At 58.3% G+C, this 21,186-nt stretch carries 19 protein-coding genes; 3 read left to right on the top strand and 16 right to left on the bottom strand.

Annotation, left to right across the window (positions count from 1 at the left end; translation table 11 throughout):
- From lepB to ABWQ00_RS05030, 11 genes are all read right to left on the bottom strand, one after another.
- Positions 1-966, bottom strand: a complete 966-nt coding sequence (gene lepB / locus ABWQ00_RS05080) for a signal peptidase I (RefSeq protein ID WP_353237590.1) — start codon at positions 964-966, stop codon at positions 1-3.
- Positions 966-2,774: a translation elongation factor 4 gene (gene lepA, locus ABWQ00_RS05075; protein ID WP_353237589.1), complete on the bottom strand. Its 1,809-nt coding sequence runs from the start codon at positions 2,772-2,774 to the stop codon at positions 966-968. The genes lepB and lepA overlap by 1 nt, the downstream gene beginning before the upstream one ends.
- A gap of 496 nt (positions 2,775-3,270) precedes the next feature.
- Entirely contained in the window at positions 3,271-4,656 is a 1,386-nt protein-coding gene (locus ABWQ00_RS05070; protein WP_353237667.1) for a DegQ family serine endoprotease, read from the bottom strand.
- 666 nt (positions 4,657-5,322) lie between these two features.
- Positions 5,323-6,567 carry a beta-ketoacyl-ACP synthase II gene (gene fabF, locus ABWQ00_RS05065; protein WP_353237588.1) on the bottom strand — a complete coding sequence of 415 codons (1,245 nt, stop codon included), beginning with the start codon at positions 6,565-6,567 and terminating at the stop codon, positions 5,323-5,325.
- 6 nt (positions 6,568-6,573) lie between these two features.
- Positions 6,574-6,810: an acyl carrier protein gene (gene acpP / locus ABWQ00_RS05060; RefSeq protein ID WP_019427049.1), complete on the bottom strand. Its 237-nt coding sequence runs from the start codon at positions 6,808-6,810 to the stop codon at positions 6,574-6,576.
- A 61-nt stretch (positions 6,811-6,871) separates the two neighbouring features.
- Complete coding sequence (gene fabG / locus ABWQ00_RS05055) at positions 6,872-7,615, bottom strand: 3-oxoacyl-ACP reductase FabG (protein ID WP_353237587.1); 744 nt, start codon at positions 7,613-7,615, stop codon at positions 6,872-6,874.
- Complete coding sequence (gene fabD / locus ABWQ00_RS05050) at positions 7,612-8,562, bottom strand: ACP S-malonyltransferase (protein ID WP_353237586.1); 951 nt, start codon at positions 8,560-8,562, stop codon at positions 7,612-7,614. Before fabD ends, fabG begins: the two co-directional genes overlap by 4 nt.
- A gap of 78 nt (positions 8,563-8,640) precedes the next feature.
- A complete protein-coding gene (locus tag ABWQ00_RS05045; protein ID WP_353237585.1) occupies positions 8,641-9,618 on the bottom strand; it encodes a beta-ketoacyl-ACP synthase III in 978 nt (325 codons plus the stop codon).
- Positions 9,615-10,679: a phosphate acyltransferase PlsX gene (gene plsX / locus ABWQ00_RS05040; protein WP_353237584.1), complete on the bottom strand. Its 1,065-nt coding sequence runs from the start codon at positions 10,677-10,679 to the stop codon at positions 9,615-9,617. Before plsX ends, ABWQ00_RS05045 begins: the two co-directional genes overlap by 4 nt.
- Before the next feature lie 108 nt (positions 10,680-10,787).
- A complete protein-coding gene (gene rpmF, locus ABWQ00_RS05035) occupies positions 10,788-10,970 on the bottom strand; it encodes a 50S ribosomal protein L32 (RefSeq protein WP_353237583.1) in 183 nt (60 codons plus the stop codon).
- Positions 10,971-11,093: 123 nt separating this feature from the next.
- Complete coding sequence (locus tag ABWQ00_RS05030) at positions 11,094-11,630, bottom strand: YceD family protein (protein WP_353237582.1); 537 nt, start codon at positions 11,628-11,630, stop codon at positions 11,094-11,096.
- Positions 11,631-11,745: 115 nt separating this feature from the next.
- Between ABWQ00_RS05030 and ABWQ00_RS05025 the strand changes: the two genes are divergently transcribed.
- The gene (locus tag ABWQ00_RS05025) at positions 11,746-12,312 is read left to right on the top strand and encodes a Maf family nucleotide pyrophosphatase (RefSeq protein ID WP_353237666.1); all 567 of its coding nucleotides are present in this window, start codon (positions 11,746-11,748) and stop codon (positions 12,310-12,312) included.
- A gap of 35 nt (positions 12,313-12,347) precedes the next feature.
- A complete protein-coding gene (locus tag ABWQ00_RS05020) occupies positions 12,348-13,082 on the top strand; it encodes an SAM-dependent methyltransferase (RefSeq protein WP_353237581.1) in 735 nt (244 codons plus the stop codon).
- Positions 13,083-13,101: 19 nt separating this feature from the next.
- Here the strand turns inward: ABWQ00_RS05020 and ABWQ00_RS05015 are convergent, their stop codons facing one another.
- From ABWQ00_RS05015 to ABWQ00_RS05000, 4 genes are read right to left on the bottom strand one after another with little or no spacing between them, the layout of a single operon-like run.
- Positions 13,102-14,118: a S49 family peptidase gene (locus ABWQ00_RS05015; RefSeq protein WP_353237580.1), complete on the bottom strand. Its 1,017-nt coding sequence runs from the start codon at positions 14,116-14,118 to the stop codon at positions 13,102-13,104.
- 2 nt (positions 14,119-14,120) lie between these two features.
- Positions 14,121-14,486, bottom strand: coding sequence for a Rieske (2Fe-2S) protein (locus ABWQ00_RS05010; protein WP_353237579.1), 366 nt, complete (start codon positions 14,484-14,486; stop codon positions 14,121-14,123).
- Between the two features lie 21 nt (positions 14,487-14,507).
- The gene (locus ABWQ00_RS05005; RefSeq protein WP_353237578.1) at positions 14,508-15,176 is read right to left on the bottom strand and encodes an HAD family hydrolase; all 669 of its coding nucleotides are present in this window, start codon (positions 15,174-15,176) and stop codon (positions 14,508-14,510) included.
- A complete protein-coding gene (locus ABWQ00_RS05000; protein ID WP_353237577.1) occupies positions 15,148-16,164 on the bottom strand; it encodes an RluA family pseudouridine synthase in 1,017 nt (338 codons plus the stop codon). Before ABWQ00_RS05000 ends, ABWQ00_RS05005 begins: the two co-directional genes overlap by 29 nt.
- A gap of 590 nt (positions 16,165-16,754) precedes the next feature.
- On the opposite strand from ABWQ00_RS05000, the gene ABWQ00_RS04995 reads away from it, so the two are divergent.
- Positions 16,755-19,772 carry an Rne/Rng family ribonuclease gene (locus ABWQ00_RS04995; RefSeq protein WP_353237576.1) on the top strand — a complete coding sequence of 1,006 codons (3,018 nt, stop codon included), beginning with the start codon at positions 16,755-16,757 and terminating at the stop codon, positions 19,770-19,772.
- A gap of 116 nt (positions 19,773-19,888) precedes the next feature.
- Here the strand turns inward: ABWQ00_RS04995 and ABWQ00_RS04990 are convergent, their stop codons facing one another.
- Positions 19,889-21,184, bottom strand: coding sequence for a heme biosynthesis HemY N-terminal domain-containing protein (locus tag ABWQ00_RS04990; RefSeq protein WP_353237575.1), 1,296 nt, complete (start codon positions 21,182-21,184; stop codon positions 19,889-19,891).
- Between the last annotated feature and the right edge of the window lie 2 nt (positions 21,185-21,186).

The raw sequence follows: 21,186 nt of genomic DNA, 5'->3' as shown, positions 1-21,186 counted from the left end.
TCAGTCAAAAGCGCCAATGCGCTTGAGGTTGCCAAAGTTCATCCACACAAAGAAGGCTTTGCCCACAATGTTGGCGTCTGGCACAAAACCAAAATAGCGCGAATCGAGCGAGTTGTCGCGGTTGTCACCCATCATGAAGTAGTGACCTGCAGGCACTTTGCAAGTCACGCCTTCGACGGTGTAGTTGCAGTTCTCACGGCCCGCAAATTGGTCGGCACCGGGGATAAAGGCCGGACGGTCATCGTCTTGCAGCGTCTGATGTGGTTTGGCCCCCAAGGTTTCACGTCGGTGCTTGTGGTAACGCATGGTGGATTCATCAAAGAAATCGGGCAAAACTTCGGTGGGCACGGGTTTGCCGTTGATGCTGAGATTCTTATTGATGTAAGCCACCTCGTCGCCCGGGAGCGCCACGACGCGCTTGATGTAGTCAACACTGGGCTTGGGAGGGTATCGAAACACCATCACATCGCCGCGCTGCACAGGTGTGCCCTCGGTGAGCTTGGTGTTGGCCACGGGCAAGCGAATACCGTAATGGAATTTATTGACCAAAATCAGATCGCCAATGTGCAGTGTAGGGATCATGGAGCCGGAAGGGATCTTGAAGGGTTCGAACAGAAACGAGCGCAGCACAAACACCACCACAATCACCGGGAACAAACCTGCTGTCCAGTCCAGCCACCAAGGCTGCATGAGCAGCTTTTCACGGCTTTCGCGGATGTCAGTGTCGACCTTGTCGATCCCCATCTTGGTCAACTCGGCGCGACGTTGAGCGGTTTCGGCTTCCAGTTGAGCCACCGCTTTTTGGCGTTGAGGCAAAAAGAAGAAGCGCTCGGCCAACCAATAAATGCCGGTCACCACGGTGGCCAAAAGCAAAAGCAACGCAAAGTTGCCCTCAATGAAACCCAGATACCAAGAACCGGCATAGCCGACAAAAGCGGCCAAAACCATCGATGTGATGAATTGCATCAATCTTCCACCTGCAAAATGGCCAAGAACGCCTCTTGTGGCACCTCGACCGAGCCAATCTGTTTCATGCGCTTTTTTCCGGCCTTCTGCTTTTCCAGCAGCTTGCGCTTGCGGGTAATGTCGCCACCGTAGCACTTGGCCAGCACGTTTTTACGCAAGGCCTTGATGGTCTCACGGGCAATGATGTTGGCACCAATGGCGGCCTGAATCGCCACATCGAACATTTGGCGTGAAATGATTTCGCGCATCTTGGCTGCCACTGCTCGACCACGGTACTGAGCTTGCGTGCGGTGCACGATGATGGACAACGCGTCGACCTTCTCGCCGTTGAGCATGATGTCGACCTTGACCACGTCGGACGCGCGGTATTCCTTGAACTCGTAATCCATCGAGGCGTAACCCCGGCTGACCGATTTGAGTTTGTCAAAGAAGTCCAGCACGATCTCACCGAGCGGCATTTCGTAGGTCAGCATGACCTGTCGGCCGTGGTAGGCCATGTTCATCTGCACGCCACGCTTTTGGTTAGCGAGCGTCATGACAGGACCCACATAGTCCTGCGGCATGTACAAATGCACCGTGACGATGGGCTCGCGGATTTCCTGCAGCTTGCCCTGGTCAGGCATCTTGGAAGGGTTCTCCACCATGATGACCTCGCCATCGCCCTTGACCACTTGGTAGACCACGCTGGGCGCGGTGGTGATCAAGTCTTGGTCAAACTCTCGCTCTAGGCGCTCTTGCACGATTTCCATGTGCAACAAGCCCAAGAAACCGCAACGGAAACCAAAGCCCAACGCCTGCGAGACTTCGGGCTCGTAATGCAAGGAGGCATCGTTGAGCTTGAGCTTTTCCAACGCGTCTCGCAAAGCGTCGTACTGGTTGGCTTCAGTGGGGTACAAACCGGCAAACACCTGGGGCTGGATTTCCTTGAAACCGGGCAAAGCTTCGGCCGCAGGCCCCAAATTGTTGGGCAACTTCTTTTCCAGGGTCACGGTGTCGCCCACCTTGGCCGCTTGCAGCTCCTTGATGCCCGCGATGATGTAACCCACTTCGCCCGCCTTGAGTGATTCGCGCGGCTGGTTGGCGGGGGTGAACACGCCCAAGCTGCCCGCTTCGTACACCGCGTTACTGGCCATCATGCGAATGCGTTCGCCTTTGAGCAACTGGCCATCGACCACGCGCACCAGCATGACCACGCCCACATAAGTGTCAAACCAGCTGTCGATGATCATGGCGCGCAGCGGCGCATCGGGACTGCCTTTGGGCGGTGGAATGCGGGCCACCACGGCTTCAAGGATTTCTTCGATGCCCATGCCTGTTTTGGCCGAACATGGAATGGCATCGGTCGCATCGATGCCGATCACGTCTTCCACTTCGCTTCGGGCATTGTCTGGATCGGCGTTGGGCAGATCCATTTTGTTGAGTACCGGCACCACCTCTACACCCAAGTCGAGTGCGGTGTAGCAGTTGGCCACGGTTTGCGCTTCTACGCCTTGGCTGGCGTCCACCACCAACAAAGCGCCTTCGCAGGCCGACAAGGAGCGAGACACTTCATAAGAGAAGTCGACATGCCCAGGGGTGTCGATCAGGTTGAGGTTGTAAACCTGACCATCATTGGCCTTGTATTGGAGTGCCGCGGTTTGGGCTTTGATCGTGATGCCGCGCTCTTTCTCAATGTCCATCGAGTCCAACACCTGCGCCTCCATCTCCCGCGCTTCCAATCCGCCACAGCGTTGGATCAGGCGGTCGGCCAGCGTGGATTTCCCATGGTCAATGTGAGCGATGATCGAAAAATTTCTGATGTGATTCATCAAGGAAGTTCTGCAAGTAGGGGCGGATCAATGATCCGGAAAAGAAAAAAGGGCGCGTCTGGTGGTGACGCGCCCTGAACCAACAATCTATGGCAACTGCGATAGTTGGGACCTCATTGTAGGCAAAATGGCCCATTCGCACAGCCCCAAGTTCGGGTTCAGCAGGTCGTTGCAGACAAGCAACACAGAATTTATACACAACTTATCCACAGGTTAAGTCCGGTTGATATGAACAACTTGTGGGCTGTCTGTGGATCATCGGTGGACACCTGCGTGAAATATCGCATGGTGAATCCAGACCTGCTGCGGATGCCATGAATCGTCGTTCAAGACCTGAGATTTTAGCCAGATTCATCATGATTAACAGAAAATGTCAGTCGACACAAACATCAGATTTTTTTCTGATGGGGTCTGAATGACCCCAAAAATAGGCGCAAAGACCCCATTCACTTAAAAACCATAGGGATTTCAAGGTTTGTGGGGCCTGTGGTTTGCATCAGGGTGCGGGCCGGATCGTCACAAAGTCCGCCGCATTGCCTCCTCGAATCAACAGACTCAGGGGTTTGGTCTTGTCCAAACGGGCAACCAAAGTCTCAAAAGACTGTACCGAGGTCACCTCGGTATTGGCAATGGCCAAGATCAGATCACCCTCCCGAATACCCGCACGCGCGGCGGCATCCACTGCCGCATCCACGCGCACACCGGAGCGAACGCGGGCTTCTTTGCGCTGCTCGTCAGACAAGTCGCTCAAGGTCAGGCCCAAATGCGCCACAGTCGCTGGAGGTGCTTTTCTCTCGGGTAAAGCAACCGCGATTTTTTCGGGCTCCACCTCGGCCACGGTCACAGTCAGGTCTCGGTGACTGCCGCGCCTGAAAACGGTGAGCGTGACGCGGTTCCCAGGTTTGGTGTTGCCAACCGCGCGAGGCAAGTCGGCTGTTTTTTCAATGGGTTTGCCATCAAAACGCACAATGATATCGCCAGCTTCCACACCTGCTTTTTCAGCGGGGGAGCCCTCCTCGACACCCCTAACCAGCACACCTTGGGCCTTGCCCAAACCAATCGATTCAGCCACATCTTTGGTCACAGGCGCAATTTGTACGCCGATTCGGCCGCGACTGACACGACCGTTTGCGCGCAACTGGTCGCTTACCCGTGTGGCTTCATCCATGGGAATGGCGAAAGAAATGCCCATGAACCCACCTGAGCGCGAATAGATCTGGCTGTTGATGCCCACCACCTCGCCCCGCATGTTGATCAAGGGCCCACCGGAGTTGCCAGGGTTGATGGCCACATCGGTTTGAATGAACGGTAAAAAATCACCGGTGTCGCGTTGTTTGGCACTCACGATGCCGGCGGTGACGGTGTTGTCCAAACCAAAAGGCGAACCGATGGCCATGACCCACTCGCCCACGCGAAGGCGACTGACGTCACCCACTTTCACAGCCGGCAAGCCCGAGGCTTCGATTTTGACAACCGCCACATCCGTTCGTTTGTCTGCGCCCACAATGCGCGCCTTGAATTCTCGTTTGTCTGGCAAGGTGACCAAGACTTCGTCAGCACCGTCTACGACATGGGCATTGGTCATGATGAAGCCGTCAGCGCTCAAGATGAAGCCTGAACCCACGCCGCGTGGTTGTGCCTCTGGTGCGGGACGGTTGGGTCTGGGGGCCTGCCTTGGGGCATTGGGCATGGGCACGCCAAAAAATCGCCGAAAGAACTCCTGCATTTCGTCATCGGCAGCACCCGGCGCAGGCGTGTTGGTGCGCGCCTTTTCCAAGGTGCGAATGTTCACCACCGAGGGGCCCACTTTCTCGACCAGGTCCGTGAAGTCCGGCAAGCCTCTGACCGAAGCACTGGCGGGTTGTGCCAAAGCTCCGCCCATGGGAATGATCGCCCAACCCGCCACCAAGGCACTGCTCAAAACGGCCGTTGCGGCGGCTTGGGTCCAATTTGTATTGCTCACGAAAACCTCCTGTTGTTTTCTAAAAACGGGTTCAATGCACTATCAGATGGGGGAAAAAACCAACGATTCAAGCTTGGCGAGTGGCTGTCAAACCTGGGTCTTTTTTAACCTCATTCACCTTTGGGCGCGAATATACAGCGCATCTAAATCCATGCCACTTCGAGGGCATCGCATCCGCTTGCAACCAAGCACTGCTCAAGGGCCCCATCACCCTGCCCTGATCGTCCACACTTTGGACCCACAACAATAGCCCCGACCCAGTATCGAGTCCCACCGTCAAACGGACGGCCTGGGCTTGCGCTGACAGGTCATGTTCTGCTTGCCAAAACCAGGCGTCACCTGTCCACAACAAGCGTCCCCCAGACGCATGTTGTTGGGGCGCCCAGGCCGCTGTGGCCACCCAACACAGCAACCAGAAGCCCCAAGCACATGCCACCAGCCAGGTGGCCGCTTGGCTTTGCATTTGCCAAACGATCAATCCAACAGCAGACAGTGTGGCTGCGGCCAACAACACGACGCGGCCCCAAACAAAACGCCCCACCGGGAAAGCCACAGGTGGGGCGTTGTACATGAGGGTGGCCCGGGTCAGATGCGTTTGAAGACCAAAGAGCCGTTGGTGCCACCAAAACCGAAGTTATTCTTCAGGGCGACATCGATTTTCAGGTCTCGCGCCGTGTTGGCGCAATAGTCCAGATCGCACTCGGGGTCGGGGTTGTGCAGGTTGATGGTGGGCGGAACTTTTTGGTGGTGCAAAGCCAACACGGTGAACACGCTTTCAATGCCACCGGCACCACCCAGCAAGTGACCCGTCATCGACTTGGTGGAGCTGACCACGGTCTTGTAGGCATGGTCGCCCAAAGCCGCCTTGATGGCATGGGTTTCATTGATGTCACCCAAGGGGGTGGAAGTGCCATGGGCGTTCAAATAGTCGATCTGATCAAGGTTCACACCGGCATTGCGCATGGCGTTCAGCATGGCGCGGCGGGGGCCGTCCATGCTGGGCGCGGTCATGTGTCCGGCGTCGGCACTCATGCCGTAGCCACCCAGCTCAGCGTAAATTTTCGCGCCACGGGCTTTGGCGTGTTCGTACTCTTCGAGCACCATGACACCTGCGCCTTCACCCAGCACAAAGCCATCGCGGTCTTTGTCCCAGGGGCGAGAGGCCGCTGCGGGGTCATCGTTGCGGGTAGATAAAGCGCGCATCGCGGCAAAGCCACCCACACCCAAAGGAGAAACCGTACCTTCAGAACCACCGGCGATCATCACATCGGCGTCGCCGTATTCGATCAAACGGCCGGCTTCGCCAATGCTGTGCAAGCCCGTGGTACAGGCCGTGACCACGGCCAAATTCGGCCCTTTGTAGCCATGTCGCATCGACACGTGACCCGAGATCATGTTGATGATCGAAGCAGGTACAAAAAATGGGGAAATGCGACGCGCACCGCGCGCCACGTACTCGATGTGGGTTTCTTCAATCAGTGGCAAGCCACCAATGCCAGAACCAATCACCACACCGGTTCGGCAAGCCTCTTCTTCACCCAAGGCATCGCCTGTAGGCAAGCCAGAATCTTGGATCGCTTGGGCAGCTGCAGCAATGCCGTAATGGATGAACCGGTCCATGGTCCGCGCCTCTTTGGCGCTGATGTAAGACTCGAGGTCAAAATTTTTGACTTCACCCACGATTCGGCACGACATGGCCGAAGCGTCAAAGCGGGTGATGGGACCGATGCCGGACTGACCGGCGAGCAGGTTGGACCATGCATCGGCGACCGTGTTGCCCACGGGGCTGACGCATCCCAAACCCGTGACAACAACGCGGCGCCGGGTCATCGTCGATCAGGCCTTCTTGCTTTGTGCGTAATCGATCGCAGCTTGCACCGTGGTGATTTTTTCTGCGTCTTCGTCAGGGATCTCGATGCCAAACTCGTCTTCGAGTGCCATCACCAATTCCACAGTGTCCAAGGAGTCGGCACCCAGATCGGCCACGAAGGCTTTTTCGTTGGTGACTTGTGACTCTTCAACGCCAAGTTGCTCGGCAATGATTTTCTTGACACGTGCTTCGATATCGCTCATGGGGTCCCTCTGAGGGTTGTGAAAAATGAAGATTTTACCTGTCCGGAAGGGGTTCCGGGAATCAGGCCATGAACATGCCACCATTGACATGCAATTCCTGTCCAGTGACATAGCCAGCACCCGGACCCGCCAAGTAGGCGACCGCGTGCGCGATGTCATCAGCTTGCCCCAAATGGCCCAGAGGAATCTGGCCCAACAAGGCTTTGTGCTGTTCTTCGGGCAAGCTGGCCGTCATGTCGGTGGCAATGAATCCAGGGGCCACGCAGTTCACGGTGATGTTGCGGCTGCCCAGCTCGCGGGCCAGGGCACGGGTCATGCCCGCCACACCGGCCTTGGCCGCTGCATAGTTGGCTTGGCCGGGGTTGCCAGAGGCGCCCACCACGCTGGTGATGCTGATGATGCGGCCATAGCGCTGCTTCATCATGGGGCGGATCACGGCGCGGCTCATGCGAAAAACCGCCTTGAGGTTGGTGTCGATCACTGCGTCCCAGTCGTCGTCTTTCATGCGCATGGCCAAGGTGTCGCGGGTGATGCCAGCGTTATTGACCAGCACGTGCAAACCACCATGCTCTTTCACGATGGCGTCAATCAGGGCCTCGCCGGCTAAAGCATCGGTCACATTCAAGTTGGCCCCACGGCTGCCGGGGTAAGCCGACAAAGTCTGGCTGATTTTGGTGGCTCCGTCATCGGTGGTGGCGGTGCCAATGACCACATAACCAGCCTTGGCCAAATGCAGGGCAATGGCGGCACCGATGCCGCGAGATGCGCCAGTGACCAAGGCCACTTGTTTTGGGGTATCGCTCATGCAAGGAGTCCTTTCACTTCGGCCAAGGTGGCCGGGTCATACAGCGCCACGCCATTCAATTCGGCGTCGATGCGCTTGGTCATACCGGCCAGCACCTTGCCGGGGCCGCATTCGACCACAGTGCTCACGCCGCGGGCCTTGATGGCCAGCACACACTCCACCCAGCGCACCGGGCCAAAGGCCTGGCGGTAAAGCGCATCGCGGATGCGGTCGGCATCGGTTTCGATGGCCACGTCGATGTTGTTGAGCACCGGGATCTGCGGTGCGCCTAAAGTCAGGGTGGCCAGTTTCTCGCGCAGCTTTTCAGCCGCTGGCTTCATCAAGCTGGAGTGGAAAGGGGCCGAAACGGGCAAGAGCAACGCACGCTTGGCGCCCATGCCCTTGAGCACTTCACAGGCTTTGTCCACCGCCGCTTTGCTGCCCGCGATCACGGTTTGTGCCGCGTCATTGAAGTTGACGGCCTCGACCACTTCGGCGCTGCCTGAGGCGAATGTGGCTTGGGCCTCTTTGCAGCCTTCGATCACTTTGTCAGAGGCCAAGCCCAAAATCGCAGCCATCGCGCCCACGCCCACCGGTACTGCTTCTTGCATGGCGGCGGCTCGCAGGCGCACCAGCGGTGCAGCTTGTGTCAGTGTGAGCACGCCTGAGGCCACCAAGGCGCTGTATTCACCCAGCGAGTGACCAGCGACCACTGACGGCTTGGCGCCGCCATCTGCCAGCCAAGCACGGTAAGCAGCCACAGCCGACACCAACATCACAGGCTGTGTGTTGGTCGTCATGGCCAAGGCTTCTTTAGGGCCTTGGTGGATCAATTTCGCCACGTCTTCACCGAGGGCGTCGGAGGCTTCTTTCAAGGTTTCGAGCACCACGGGGTGGTCGCCCCATGCATCCAGCATGCCCACCGATTGAGAACCTTGGCCGGGAAAAACAAAAGCAAATGTGGTCATGAGCAAATTTTGTATCTGGTGTGAAACAGGTCTGGCCATAGACTGGCGCAGACCCTCATGGGTCATGAGGGTTGTGAATCAGTAACGCAAGAGGACCGAGCCCCAAGTGAATCCTCCGCCAACGCCCTCGAGCATCAGGGTCTGACCGCGCTGGATACGACCATCGCGCACAGCGGTGTCCAACGCCAAAGGAATCGAGGCAGCCGAGGTATTGCCGTGCTGGTCAACCGTGACCACCACCTTTTCAGAGCTCAGCTTCAGTTTCTTGGCCGTGCTTTGCATGATGCGGATATTGGCTTGGTGTGGGATCAACCAATCGATGTCAGCATCCGTCATGTTGGCCTTGGCCAAACTGGCGCGAGCGGTTTCCTCGAGCACTCCCACAGCCAGCTTGAAGACCGCTTGGCCGTCCATCTTGAGCACCGGATCGCCCAAGATACCGCCGCGATTGACGTGACCGGGCACGCACAAAATGTCTTTGTATTTACCATCGGCATGCAAATCCGTGGCCAAGATACCGGGCTGATCCGAGGCTTCGAGCACCACAGCGCCAGCGCCGTCGCCAAACAACACGCAGGTGGTGCGGTCCTTGAAGTCGAGGATGCGGCTAAATACTTCAGAGCCAATGACCAAAGCGCGTTTGGCTGAGCCCGTCTGAATCATCGAATCGGCGACTGTCAGGGCATAAATGAAGCCACTGCAAACGGCTTGCACATCAAATGCAGGACCGCCGGATGCACCCAGTTTGTGCTGGACCATGGTTGCCACCGATGGGAAAACCATGTCGGGCGTGGAGGTGGCCACAATGATCAAGTCGATATCTTGGGCCGTCAAACCTGCTGCGCTCAGGGCATGGCGGGCGGCATGGGTGGCCAAATCGCTGCATCCTTGCGCATCGTCGGCAAAGTGACGCGCCCGGATTCCCGTGCGCTCGACGATCCAATCGTCGGAGGTTTCGACCCCTTGCTGAGCCAGCTCGGTGGCGAGGTCGGCGTTGCTCAGGCGTCGCTCCGGCAAATAACTGCCGGTGCCCAAAATGCGTGAATAAATTCTCATAAAGAGGCGGCCGCGTTGTCTGAGTGCTCTGCCTGCGCGCCCATCAACAAGGGGGCGGCATGGGCAATGCGCTCGCGCACGCGATCCAACAATTGGTTTCGGGCTGCATCATAAGCCCGGCTCAAGGCATTCTCAAAGGCCAACTCATCTGCCGATCCATGGCTTTTGAACACGAGGCCGCGCAAGCCGAGCAAAGCAGCGCCATTGTACCGGCGATGGTCAACTCGATTTTTAAAAGCAGATAAGACCGGATAAGCCAACAAAGCAGTAATTTTAGTGAAGATGCTGCGCGAGAACTCGGCTTTGAGAAAGCCGCTGACCATCGTGGCCAATCCTTCACTGGCCTTCAGGGCCACATTGCCCACAAAGCCATCGCAGACCACGATGTCGACCGTGCCCTTGAAGATGTCGTTGCCTTCCACGTTGCCATGAAAATTCAAATCACCCGAATTGGCAGCCGATCGCAGCAGTTCACCTGTTTTTTTGATGATTTCATTGCCTTTGATGGCCTCTTCACCAATGTTGAGCAAACCCACCGTGGGTTGATCTTTGTTTTGCAACACCGACACCAAAGCTGAGCCCATGACCGCGAACTGCAGCAAATGCTCGGGCGTGCAATCCACATTGGCACCCAAATCCAGCATGGTCGTGCCACCACCCTTGAAATTGGGCATTTGCCCTGCAATGGCCGGACGGTCGATGCCCTCCATGGTCTTGAGGACGTAACGGGCAATGGCCATCAAAGCCCCCGTATTGCCCGCAGAGACAGCCACCGAGGCTTTGCCATCGCGCACTTGCTCAATGGCCAGGCGCATCGAAGAGTCTTTTTTCTTGCGCAGCGCCACCTCCAAGGGATCGTCCATTTCCACCACTTCAGTGGCCACGACCACTTGTGCCCGCGGATCAGAAAATCCTGCCAAAGCCTCAGCCCGACCCACCAAGATCAAGCGCGCTTCGGGGTGAGCCGTCAAAAATCGGCGGCAAGCCGCGAGCGTGACGCGAGGACCATGGTCGCCGCCCATGCAATCGACAGAGACAGTGATCGGGTTGGGTGATGTCATGTCATCCTTGGGATCAGAATCGGGAGAAATACAAGCCATAAACTAAAAAGCCCGAGGCTACTCAAAAAGTAGCGCCGGGCCTCTGTAGGCTTGAGGGCTGCGGGCCGATCAGGCTTCCGATTTGTTTTTGATCACTTGACGACCACGGTAAAAACCGTTGGGGCTGATGTGGTGGCGCAAGTGTGTCTCGCCAGTGGTTGGCTCCACAGCGATACCTGGCACGTTCAGTGCATTGTGCGAACGGTGCATGCCGCGCTTGGAGGGCGACTTTTTGTTTTGTTGGACGGCCATGGTGGCTCCTTGAAAGCTTGGAGGCCGCGACGATGTGAACGCAGCTTCTGGTTGAAGGGATGTCACTTGGCGCACCAAGCGAAGCTCACGATTATAGCCCAAGCCACGTCGGCAGCATGCAACTTATTTGGACACACCTGTTTTGAGACCCGCCAAGACGCCAAACGGATTGGGACGCTCGGAGGCGACTTCGAACTCCGGGTCGGCCACCGACGTGGGCAAAACCTCTGGGCATACCTCGTGCAAGGGCACCAACGGCATGGCCAAAATCAGCTCGTCTTCGATCAAAGTCAAGGCATCAAAGTCTCGGCTGATGACCAAAATATCTTCCTCTGACTCATCGTCCAAGGCGGCTGCAGTGGCCTCATCGGCCACAAAACGAAAGGAGCGTTCTGCGCAAACCTCTTCCAAAACCATTGTCAGGCAGCGCTGGCATTGCATGGGCAGTGGCACCGTCGCCCGCAAATCCAGCCAAATTTGGTCTGCAGCACCCGCCTGAGCCACAACTCGGCCCTGAAGATGCCAATGCACAGCCCCGGCCGCGAGTTCTTGCCCGTGCTGCTCAAGCGCCAAACGAGGCCAATCGGCTAAAGCAGCCTCGCCGCTCAGGGCCAAACCCTCGCGTGCAAAGGACAGCAAATCCAAGTGTTGGGGGTCCATTTTTTTATCCATGGCAGCAGTGTAAGAGAATCACCCCTCTGAACACATTGAGATCTGCGCTTTGACAACGACTTCTGCCCAATCACCCCTTCACAGCCCCGTCAGCCGCTCTGTGGTGCTGGGTTCGACCTCGCGCTACAGGCGCGAGTTGCTGGAGCGTCTGCGCATTCCTTTTGAGGTGACAGCACCTGAAGTGGACGAAACACCTCTGGCAGGCGAGCTCCCCAGGGCTTTAGCCTTGCGCTTGGCTTTGGCCAAAGCCCAAGCGGTTGCTGCGCTTCACCCCGAAGCGGTGGTGATCGGCTCCGACCAAGTGGCCGATCTGGCGGGTCAACCCTTGGGCAAACCCGGCGAACACGCCCGTGCGGTTGCCCAGTTGCGCCAAATGCGTGGCCAAACCGTGATTTTTCAGACCGCTTTGGCGGTGGTTTGCTTGGCTTCGGGCTTTGAGCAAGTTGATTTGGCTGAGGTGCGGGTGGTCTTTCGCAACTTGAGCGACGAGGAGATCGAGTCATATCTGCAGGCCGAACAGCCCTACGACTGCGCAGGCAGCGCCAAAAGCGAGGGCTTGGGCATTGCCCTTTTGGAGTCGATTGACAACGATGACCCGACCGCACTGATCGGATTGCCCCTCATCCGCACCGCCCGATTGCTGCGCCAAGCCGGAGTAAAACTCCTGTGAACGCGCCCAAGCCACCCAAAGGGCGTCTTTTTTTAGTGCCCACCCCCCTCGACTTTGGCTGCGCCGAACAAGCCCATATCAGCGATGTGCTGCCGATCCACACCCTGGCTTGCGCCGCGCGGATCCAACACTGGGTGTGCGAGAACGCCAAAAGCACACGGGCATTTTTAAAGCGAGTGGGCGAGACCCACAGCTTGATCGCCCCCCTGCCCGAACAAACCATCACAGAGCTGCCGCGCCATGTGCACAAAAAAGGCGACCACCAGTCCGGCTTTGATGGCAAACCGCTGCTGGCCGCAGCCTTGCAAGGACTCGATGTGGGTCTGGTCAGCGAAGCAGGCATGCCAGCGGTCGCCGACCCGGGCAGCTCAGTGGTGCGGGCCGCGCACGATCTGGGCATCTCTGTGGTGCCGCTGGTGGGCCCCGTGTCTTTGCTGCTGGCTCTCGCGGCCAGTGGCCTGAACGGACAAAATTTTGCTTTTGTGGGGTATTTGCCGCAAGACGCGGCGCAGCGGTCGGCTCGCATCAAGCAGCTGGAGTCATTGGCCCACAAAACCGGCCAAACCCAGTTGTGGATAGAAACGCCTTACCGCAATGCCGCCATGCTGGACGGCTTGCTGCAAAGCCTGCAAGCCGCCACTCGGCTGGCCATTGCCAGCGGCCTGACTTTGCCATCGGTCAACATCCAAAGCCACAGCGTTGCCCAATGGAAAAAGGGCAGACAAGGCCCTGATGGTCATACGCCCGCGGTTTACGCCATCGGGCCTTGATGTTGGGGTGGCGTGAGAGTCAGCGCAAGGCCGCTGGCTTGTTCAACAAACGAACAGAGCCTTCGCCCACCGCGACGCCAAAACGCTTGACCAGGCGCTCGGCCACATTTTCACGCTGGGTGTAGTCAATCACATCGGGGGCCTTGACCACATCTCTGGCCACGCCGTCGACACTGCCCAAGCTGTCGGCCAAGCCCAAATCCACGGCTTGTTGCCCGCTCCAAAACAAACCGCTGAATAGGCCAGGGCTGTCTTTGAGCCGATCCCCCCTGCCCTTTTTGACCACGTCAATGAATTGCTTGTGGATCTGATCCAGCATGGCCTGGGCATGCACGCGCTGAGGCCCGGTTTGAGGACTGAAGGGGTCCAGAAATCCTTTGTTCTCACCGGCCGTCATCAAGCGACGCTCCACGCCCAACTTGTCCATCAAGCCCGTGAAACCAAAGCCGTCCATCAAGACCCCGATGCTGCCCACAAGGCTGGCTTTGTCCACAAAGATTTGGTCTGTGGCAGCGGCAATGTAGTAAGCCGCAGAGGCACAAGACTCTTCCACCACCGCGTAGATAGGTTTGTTGTGCAGCGCCCGCAATCGGGTGATCTCATCGTTGATCAAACCGGCCTGCACGGGGCTGCCGCCCGGTGAGTTGATCAGCAGCACCAGAGCCCTGGAGCCTGGGTCTTCAAGCGCGGTGCGCATGGACGACATGACATTTTCTGCACTGGCCTCGGTGTCTGAGGATATTTCCCCCACGATGGTCACCAAAGCGGTATGCGGAAAGCTGGGGCTGGTCGCGGGCGAACCGAGGCTGAAAATTTGCCAAATGACAAAAATGACAATTCCCATCCAAGCCAAGCGCAAACCCAATTTCCAGCGGCGATCGCTTCGCTGCTCTTTCAAGTTGGCAAATGCCAGTTTTTCCAAAGTTTCGCGCGCCCAAGTGTCCTGAGCGGCGAAAGCAGTCGACTGGACAGCGTCTGCTGGCGGCAAGGGTGAAGTCTCAAAGGGCTTGGACGTGTTGTCCTGAGGGTCTTGCATGGTCAAAATTCAACAGGCTTTAAGTTGTAGGCAGTATGCCAGTGAACCACACCATCACGCTCTGACAAGCCTATTGAGACCAAACCACCGCGACACGGACCACCCGAGCACGTCCCTGTGTCCGGTTCGTAGGTAGCACCATGTGTGGCACACATCAACCAACGCCCAGTGTTGTCAAAAAACCGGTCCGGCTGGTAATCCATCTCCATGGCCACATGGGTGCAGCGGTTCAGATACGCGTGCACCTGGCCCTGGTAGCGGATGGCAAAAGCCCGGCATGTCTGCCCTGCATACACGATGTCAAAGGGAATAGCACGCCCGCCATTGACCAAGTCGGCGCTGTTGCACAAAGGGACCGTGGGTTCCATGGGCACTCCTTATTTCTGGCGTCAGGCGTGTTGCAGCAACCAGTCGTGCAGTTCACGCACGCTGTGGGCCACATGGCGCGGTTTCAGGGCGTGAAAGGCCTCGGGCTCGTGGGCGCCATAACTCACGCCTACGCTGGCACACCCGGCATTCAGCGCCATTTGCAGGTCGTGCGTGGTGTCGCCAACCATCAAGGTGCGCTCGGGTTCAACGCCAAACTCACGCATCAACTCGTGCAGCATCAAGGGGCTGGGCTTGCCCGCGGTTTCATCGGCCGTGCGTGAACCATCAAAACGGTGACGCAACTCGACCGCCTGCAGAGCCTCGTTCAGGCCGTGACGGCTTTTTCCGGTGGCCACCGTCAACCAATGGTGCCGGGCTTTCAGCTCGTCCAGCATGCCGAGCACCCCATCAAACAGACTGATGTCGTTTTGGTGCTGAAGGTAGTGGTGGCGGTAGCGCTCGCCCAGCGCCGGATATTTGTCTTTGGGCACATCCGGTGCGGCATGGGCCAGGGCGGGCATGAGCGCCATGCCAATCACATAAGAAGCGGCCTCACGGGTCGGCTCTTGCCCACCCACATCCACCACGGCCCGCTGAATGCAGCGTGTGATGATGGCGGTGGAATCGAACAAAGTGCCGTCCCAATCGAAAGCGATCAGGTCAAACTGTCGAGGTCTTGAGTTGGGCATGGTCAACGTAAGCTTTCAATTCGGAAGGCAAATCGGCTTGCAGAGCGACGCGCTCGGCGGTCACGGGGTGGTTGAACTGCAAGCGCCAGGCATGCAAAAACATGCGCTTCAGGCCCGGAGTGGCTCCCGGCCTTAGCAACTGACGGTTCCAATCGAAATCACCGTATTTGTCGTCGCCCGCGATCGGGTGGCCTTGAGAGGACAAATGCACCCGGATCTGGTGGGTACGGCCAGTCTTGATGGTCACTTCCAGCAAAGTGGCCCCCTGAAGGCGTTGGGCCACCTTGACCAAGGTGATCGACCGCATGCCGTCCGGGTCATCGGCGGTGGTCACCTTGACGCGGCGCTCGCCTTCCATGCCATCCTTGCCTGGCAGCAAAAATTTGTGAAGCGGCTGGTCAATCACCTTGAGCTTGGCAGGCCAGTCCCCTTTGACCAGAGCCAAATAGGTTTTGCCGGTCTCGCGTTCGCGAAACTGGTCTTGCAGGTGCTTCAGTGCGCTGCGCTTTTTGGCCACCAACAAAATGCCGCTGGTATCGCGGTCCAGACGGTGCACCAGCTCCAACAGCTTGGCCTGAGGACGGGCCTGACGCAATTGCTCAATCACCCCAAAACTCACGCCGGAACCACCATGCACCGCCACGCCCGAGGGTTTGTCGATGGCCATCAGGCTGTCGTCTTCGAGCAAGATGGGGAATTCACGACTCGGGACTGGATGGACGGCTTTTTCTGCGACTTTTTCGGAAACACGCACAGGCGGCAAACGAACTTCGTCACCGTTTTCGACCCGGGTCTCGGCCGAAGCACGGCCCTTGTTGATGCGCACCTCACCGCTGCGGATGATGCGGTAAACGTGGGTTTTGGGCACGCCTTTCAAATGACGCATCAAAAAGTTGTCCAATCGCTGACCGGCCGACTCCTCGTCCACCAACAACCATTTGACGGCAGGCGTCGAATCGGCAGACTTGGACCCTATAATGTGATTCACTGGCAATTGGCTGTAAGTGGTTGATTCAAATGGAAATGAATTCCTGAGAGCAGGAGTTTAGTCCACCACCACCGCGCCAAACCAGATGGTCGATGCCACCCTCGGCACGATTTTGCAGACTGAAGGCCAGCGCCGACAGTGGCAAAACGCCCCGGAGGTTGGGCCGACGCCCAGAAACCCAGATACGGAATACCCCAAGTTGAGCAGCACCCAGGCGCTGCTCAACGGATCAAAGCGAGATGGTTGTGTTGTTCGGAACTTTGCTGATGTGGATGAAATGGCTCACGAAGCCGTGCGTTTCCGTCACGCCTTGTGCCCAACAGTTTGTCTTAGACACCGAGGGAAACCCTCGGCAGTGGACAAATATCTGCACACCTTTTGACTCGCCCCATCCACGCGCCACGACCCCCATTCCTGTGCTCATGCACAGCTGAGTGGTCGGTCACCTTCGGCAATTCCCTTCGTTTCAGGCGTCAGCTCCGGCAACGTGGGCTTTGCGGCTTCCAAGACCCAAAGCCGGTTGTGTAAACAGGTTTTGAGCGCAGTCACTTTCTGCGCCAATGCCAAGCTGAACAGAAAAGGAACGCATCATGAAACGGATGCTGATCAACGCCACGCAAGCTGAAGAGCGACGCTTGGCCATTGTCGATGGACAAAAACTCCTAGACTACGAAATCGAAATCGAAGGCCGCGAGCAACGCAAGGGCAACATCTACAAAGCCATCGTCACGCGCGTCGAGCCCTCACTCGAAGCCTGCTTTGTGGACTACGGCGAAGACCGTCACGGTTTTTTGCCCTTCAAGGAAATTTCCCGCCAATACTTTGCTGAAGGCGTGTCTGTCAGCCAAGCCCGCATCCAAGATGTCATCAAAGAGGGCCAATCCCTGCTGGTGCAGGTCGAAAAGGAAGAGCGCGGCAACAAGGGTGCGGCTCTGACCACCTTCGTCAGCTTGGCTGGCCGTTACGTGGTGCTCATGCCCAACAATCCCCGTGGCGGTGGCGTCAGCCGCCGTATCGAGGGCGACGACCGGGCCGAGCTCAAAGAGGCGATGGATCAGCTGGAATACCCCAAGGGCATGTCCATCATCGCCCGCACCGCAGGCATTGGCCGGTCCGCGCCCGAGTTGCAGTGGGACCTGAACTACCTGCTCAAGCTGTGGAGTGCGATTGACGGCGCCACCCAGGGCAAAGGCGCTTTCCTGATTTACCAGGAATCGTCCTTGGTCATCCGCGCGATTCGTGACTATTTCAACAACGACATCGGCGACATCCTGATCGACACCGATGACATCTACGACCAGGCTCAACAGTTCATGAGCCACGTGATGCCCGAGTTCGCCCCACGCGTGAAGCGCTACCGCGACGACGCGCCGCTGTTTTCCCGATTCCAGATTGAGCACCAGATCGAGTCGGCCTATGCCCGCACGGTACAGCTGCCGTCAGGCGGCGCTATCGTGATCGACCACACCGAAGCCTTGGTTTCGGTGGACGTGAACTCGGCCCGCGCCATCAAGGGCGGCGACATCGAGGAAACCGCCACCCGCACCAATCTGGAAGCCGCCGACGAAGTGGCCCGCCAGATGCGCTTGCGCGATCTGGGCGGACTGATCGTGATCGACTTCATCGACATGGAAGAAGCCAAGAACCGCCGTGAAGTAGAAAACCGCTTGCGCGACGCGTTGCGCCAGGACCGTGCCCGCGTGCAATTTGGCTCGATCAGCAAGTTCGGCCTCCTCGAGATGAGCCGACAACGTTTGAAGCCTGCTTTAAGCGAAGGCGCATCGATTCCGTGCCCACGCTGCGGCGGTGCAGGCCACATCCGCGACACCGAGAGCTCGGCGTTGCAAATTCTGCGCATCATTCAGGAAGAGTCCATGAAGGACAACAGCGCCGCTGTGCACGCCCAAGTGCCTGTCGAAGTCGCGTCTTTCCTGCTCAATGAAAAGCGCTCCGAAATCGCCAAGATCGAGCTGCAGCAACGCATCAATGTGCTGCTGGTGCCCAACAAGTCACTGGAGACGCCGCACTACAAACTCGAGCGCTTGAAGCACGACGATCCACGCTTGGACCGCATCGAAGCCAGCTACAAGATGGCCGAAGAGATTGAAAACGCGACCACCGTGACGCGCCGCTCGCAAGAGCCCACCAACAAGCAGACCCCAGTCATCAAGGGCGTGCTGCCCGATGCACCCGCGCCTGCGGCGCCCGTCAAGGCAGAGCCCCCAGCGCCCAAAACCAACACCAAAAAGCCTGCCCCCCCACCAGCCCCTGTGCCTGCAGCGACTGCAAGTGGTGGTTTCTTTGCTTGGTTGAAGAACTTGTTCAGCGGCTCGTCGTCTGAACCTGCACCGGCCACCTCAGACAAAAAAGACGACAAGGCACGTGAAGCTCGCCGTGATGGTGGGCGTGAGGGAGGCCGCGATGGCAACCGTGGCGATGGCCGCCGAGGTGGACGAGACGGTCGCCGTGGTGAGCGCAGCGAAGCTGCCAATGGCGAGGTCCGGGCACCCCGCGAAGGCGGTCGCCGCGGAGAAGGACGCATCGAAGGCCGCGAAGGCGAAGCCAAGCCCGCTCGTGGTGAACGAGCAGAACGCGGTGAGCGCCCCGCGCGCGAAGGCCGTCGCGATGGCCGATCTGAAACCCGCGGGGAAAACCGTGGCGAAACGCGCACCGACACACGCGCAGAATCCCGCGCCGATGCGCCGGCAGAGCTGAATGCCGATGGCACCGAAGTGCGCCAAGAACGCGCGCCGCGTGAAGGTCGCCGTGAACGAGCTGAGCGTGGCGGTGAAGGTCGTCGTGAACGCGGCGATCGGAGCGATCGTCGCCCAGCCGAAGCACCTGTCCCTGAACTGAATGGTTCCGACGCAACTGCCAGCTCAGCGGATGCCTTGGAAGGCAACCCATCGGCCGAAGGCGCAAGCACCGAAAACACGGGCGAACGCCGTGAGCGTCGTTCACGTGACCGTTACGGCCGTGATCGCCGCGAACGCAATGGAGAAACACGCCAAGACAACGCCACAGAAGAAGGCCAGGCCGACGCTGCTGCCCTGACGACAGAAACGCCAGCACCTGCGAAAGCCGAAGAAAGACCAGCGGGCCGCTCTTACTTTGAACGTGCGCAAGCTTCAGCCACCCCAGCGCCTTCGACAGCAGCACCGGACCCAGCACCCCAAGTGACGCCCGAAGCTTCATCGATGACCACAGCCGCTGCACCCTCTGCAGACATGGCCGCTGAATCGCCCGCCCACACGCCTGCACCCACGCCGGTCTCGGCACCTGCGGCCGCCACACCTGTTGCAACACCAAAGACCGAGGCCCCCGCACCGACCGCAGCCACAACGCCAGCAGCCCCCTCCAAGGGACTGCCGTCCGTCAGCCGCTTCGATCTGCCCATCGATAGCTTGACGCAAATTGCCCAATCGTCGGGTTTGGTTTGGGTCAACTCTGACGCCGCCAAAGTGGCGGCCGTCCAAGCGGCCATCGCAGCAGAGCCCAAACCGGTGCGTGTGCCTCGCGAGCGTCCTCCAGCCGTGGTGCTCAATGAAGGCCCCTTGGTATTGGTGGAAACACGCAAAGACCTGAATACTTTGAAGGTACCCTTCTGATCACAATACAGGTGTTCTGAGCCAACAAAAAACCGGGCCTGAGTGGCCCGGTTTTTTTGGCTGATCCCCTTTCACACGCTCCAAGCGGCTGACGCTTTAGGCATGGTGTTACCCAATCAATTGGCTGCGCACTGGGCAGCCTGTTTCCAAGCGGCTGTGGCCTCGGCAAGGTCTTGACGTTGCTCGGCCAGTTCGGCCAAAGCCATCCAGGCATTTCGCTTGAGCGCTGGGCTCTGCAGATTCTTCGTCGCTTGACTCAACAGACCTTGCGCTTTACCCCAGAGGCGGTGTCGCAGGCAAAGCATGCCAGCCAAGTATTGCAAATGGGCGGCTCTGGGCTGTGCCTGCTGCGCAGACTCCAGGCGCGACAGCCAGTCCAAGGCATCTGGGGCATCGACACTGGGCAAGCAGGCGTCAAAGGCTTGCACCACCCGGAGCAGCTGATCTGGCGACCAATTCGAACGCTGCGACTGCATGGGACCCCAAAAATCCTGCAACCAAGACCGGGCAATAGCAGGGGCTCCACCCAATTTCAACCAACGTAAAACCGCTTCCGAAGCGATCTCGGGCATCATGCGCTGCGCTGGGGTCAAGCGCAGCCAAGTGCGCTGCAAGGTATCGGCGTCATGCGTGTGTGAAATCAATTCCAAGACCAAGCGTGATACCAAGCTTTCGGCTGCAGCTGGTGAAAAAGCCTTGTGCTTGGCCAGCAATGTGGCGGTCTCCAGCGCTTGGCCAGCTTGTCCCGCCAAGCGCGAGGCCTTGAGCTGCAGGCGCATGGCTACCATGCGACGACTGGCGGCATTTGGCAATGCTTTGAGTTGTTCCAAACTGGCAGCGGCATCCCGGTCGTCCAACAACCAGCGCGCCGATCGCAACAAAGAACCTTCCAACAAAGTTTGCCCCCCGCTACCCTGGCTGTGGGTGGCTTGGGCCAAGGCCAGTTCCAGATGTTGTTGACGTTGGACTTTGTCTTGCAGGGCATGGCTGGCCTCGGCGGCCACGATGTGCGCCAAAGTCCTCAATGCGGCGGCATGCTCCAATTGAACGCCTGCAGCCGCCAGCAAAGCCTCTTTGTTCAATGTTTGCTCGGCCGACTTGCGGGCTCGCAAGAATCGGCCAGCCATGAAGTGGCCGATGGCATCGAGCAATGCGGCGTGACTGGCCCTTTCTTTTTGTTGCAAGCGCCAGCGCTGGGCCTTTTGGGGCAAGGAAAGAAAAGCCTCCAGTGCACGCTGGGCCAAAATCACCAGCAAAACGACCGAGAAAACCATCAAGAACGCCAGGTTCAGAGAGATGTCCACCCTGTGCGGGTAGAGAAACAAACTCACCGTGCCTTGGTTGTTTCCCGCAAGCCAAGCGCCGGCGGCAGCCAAGGCAAACAAAATGATGAGCCACAAAGCTGCACGCATGT

This window comes from Limnohabitans sp. (assembly GCF_040400975.1).
In the GTDB taxonomy this organism is placed as follows: Bacteria; Pseudomonadota; Gammaproteobacteria; order Burkholderiales; family Burkholderiaceae_C; genus Limnohabitans_A.
The sequence above is the reverse complement of the archived record's forward strand: the minus strand, read 5'-3'. Positions and strand labels throughout refer to the sequence as shown.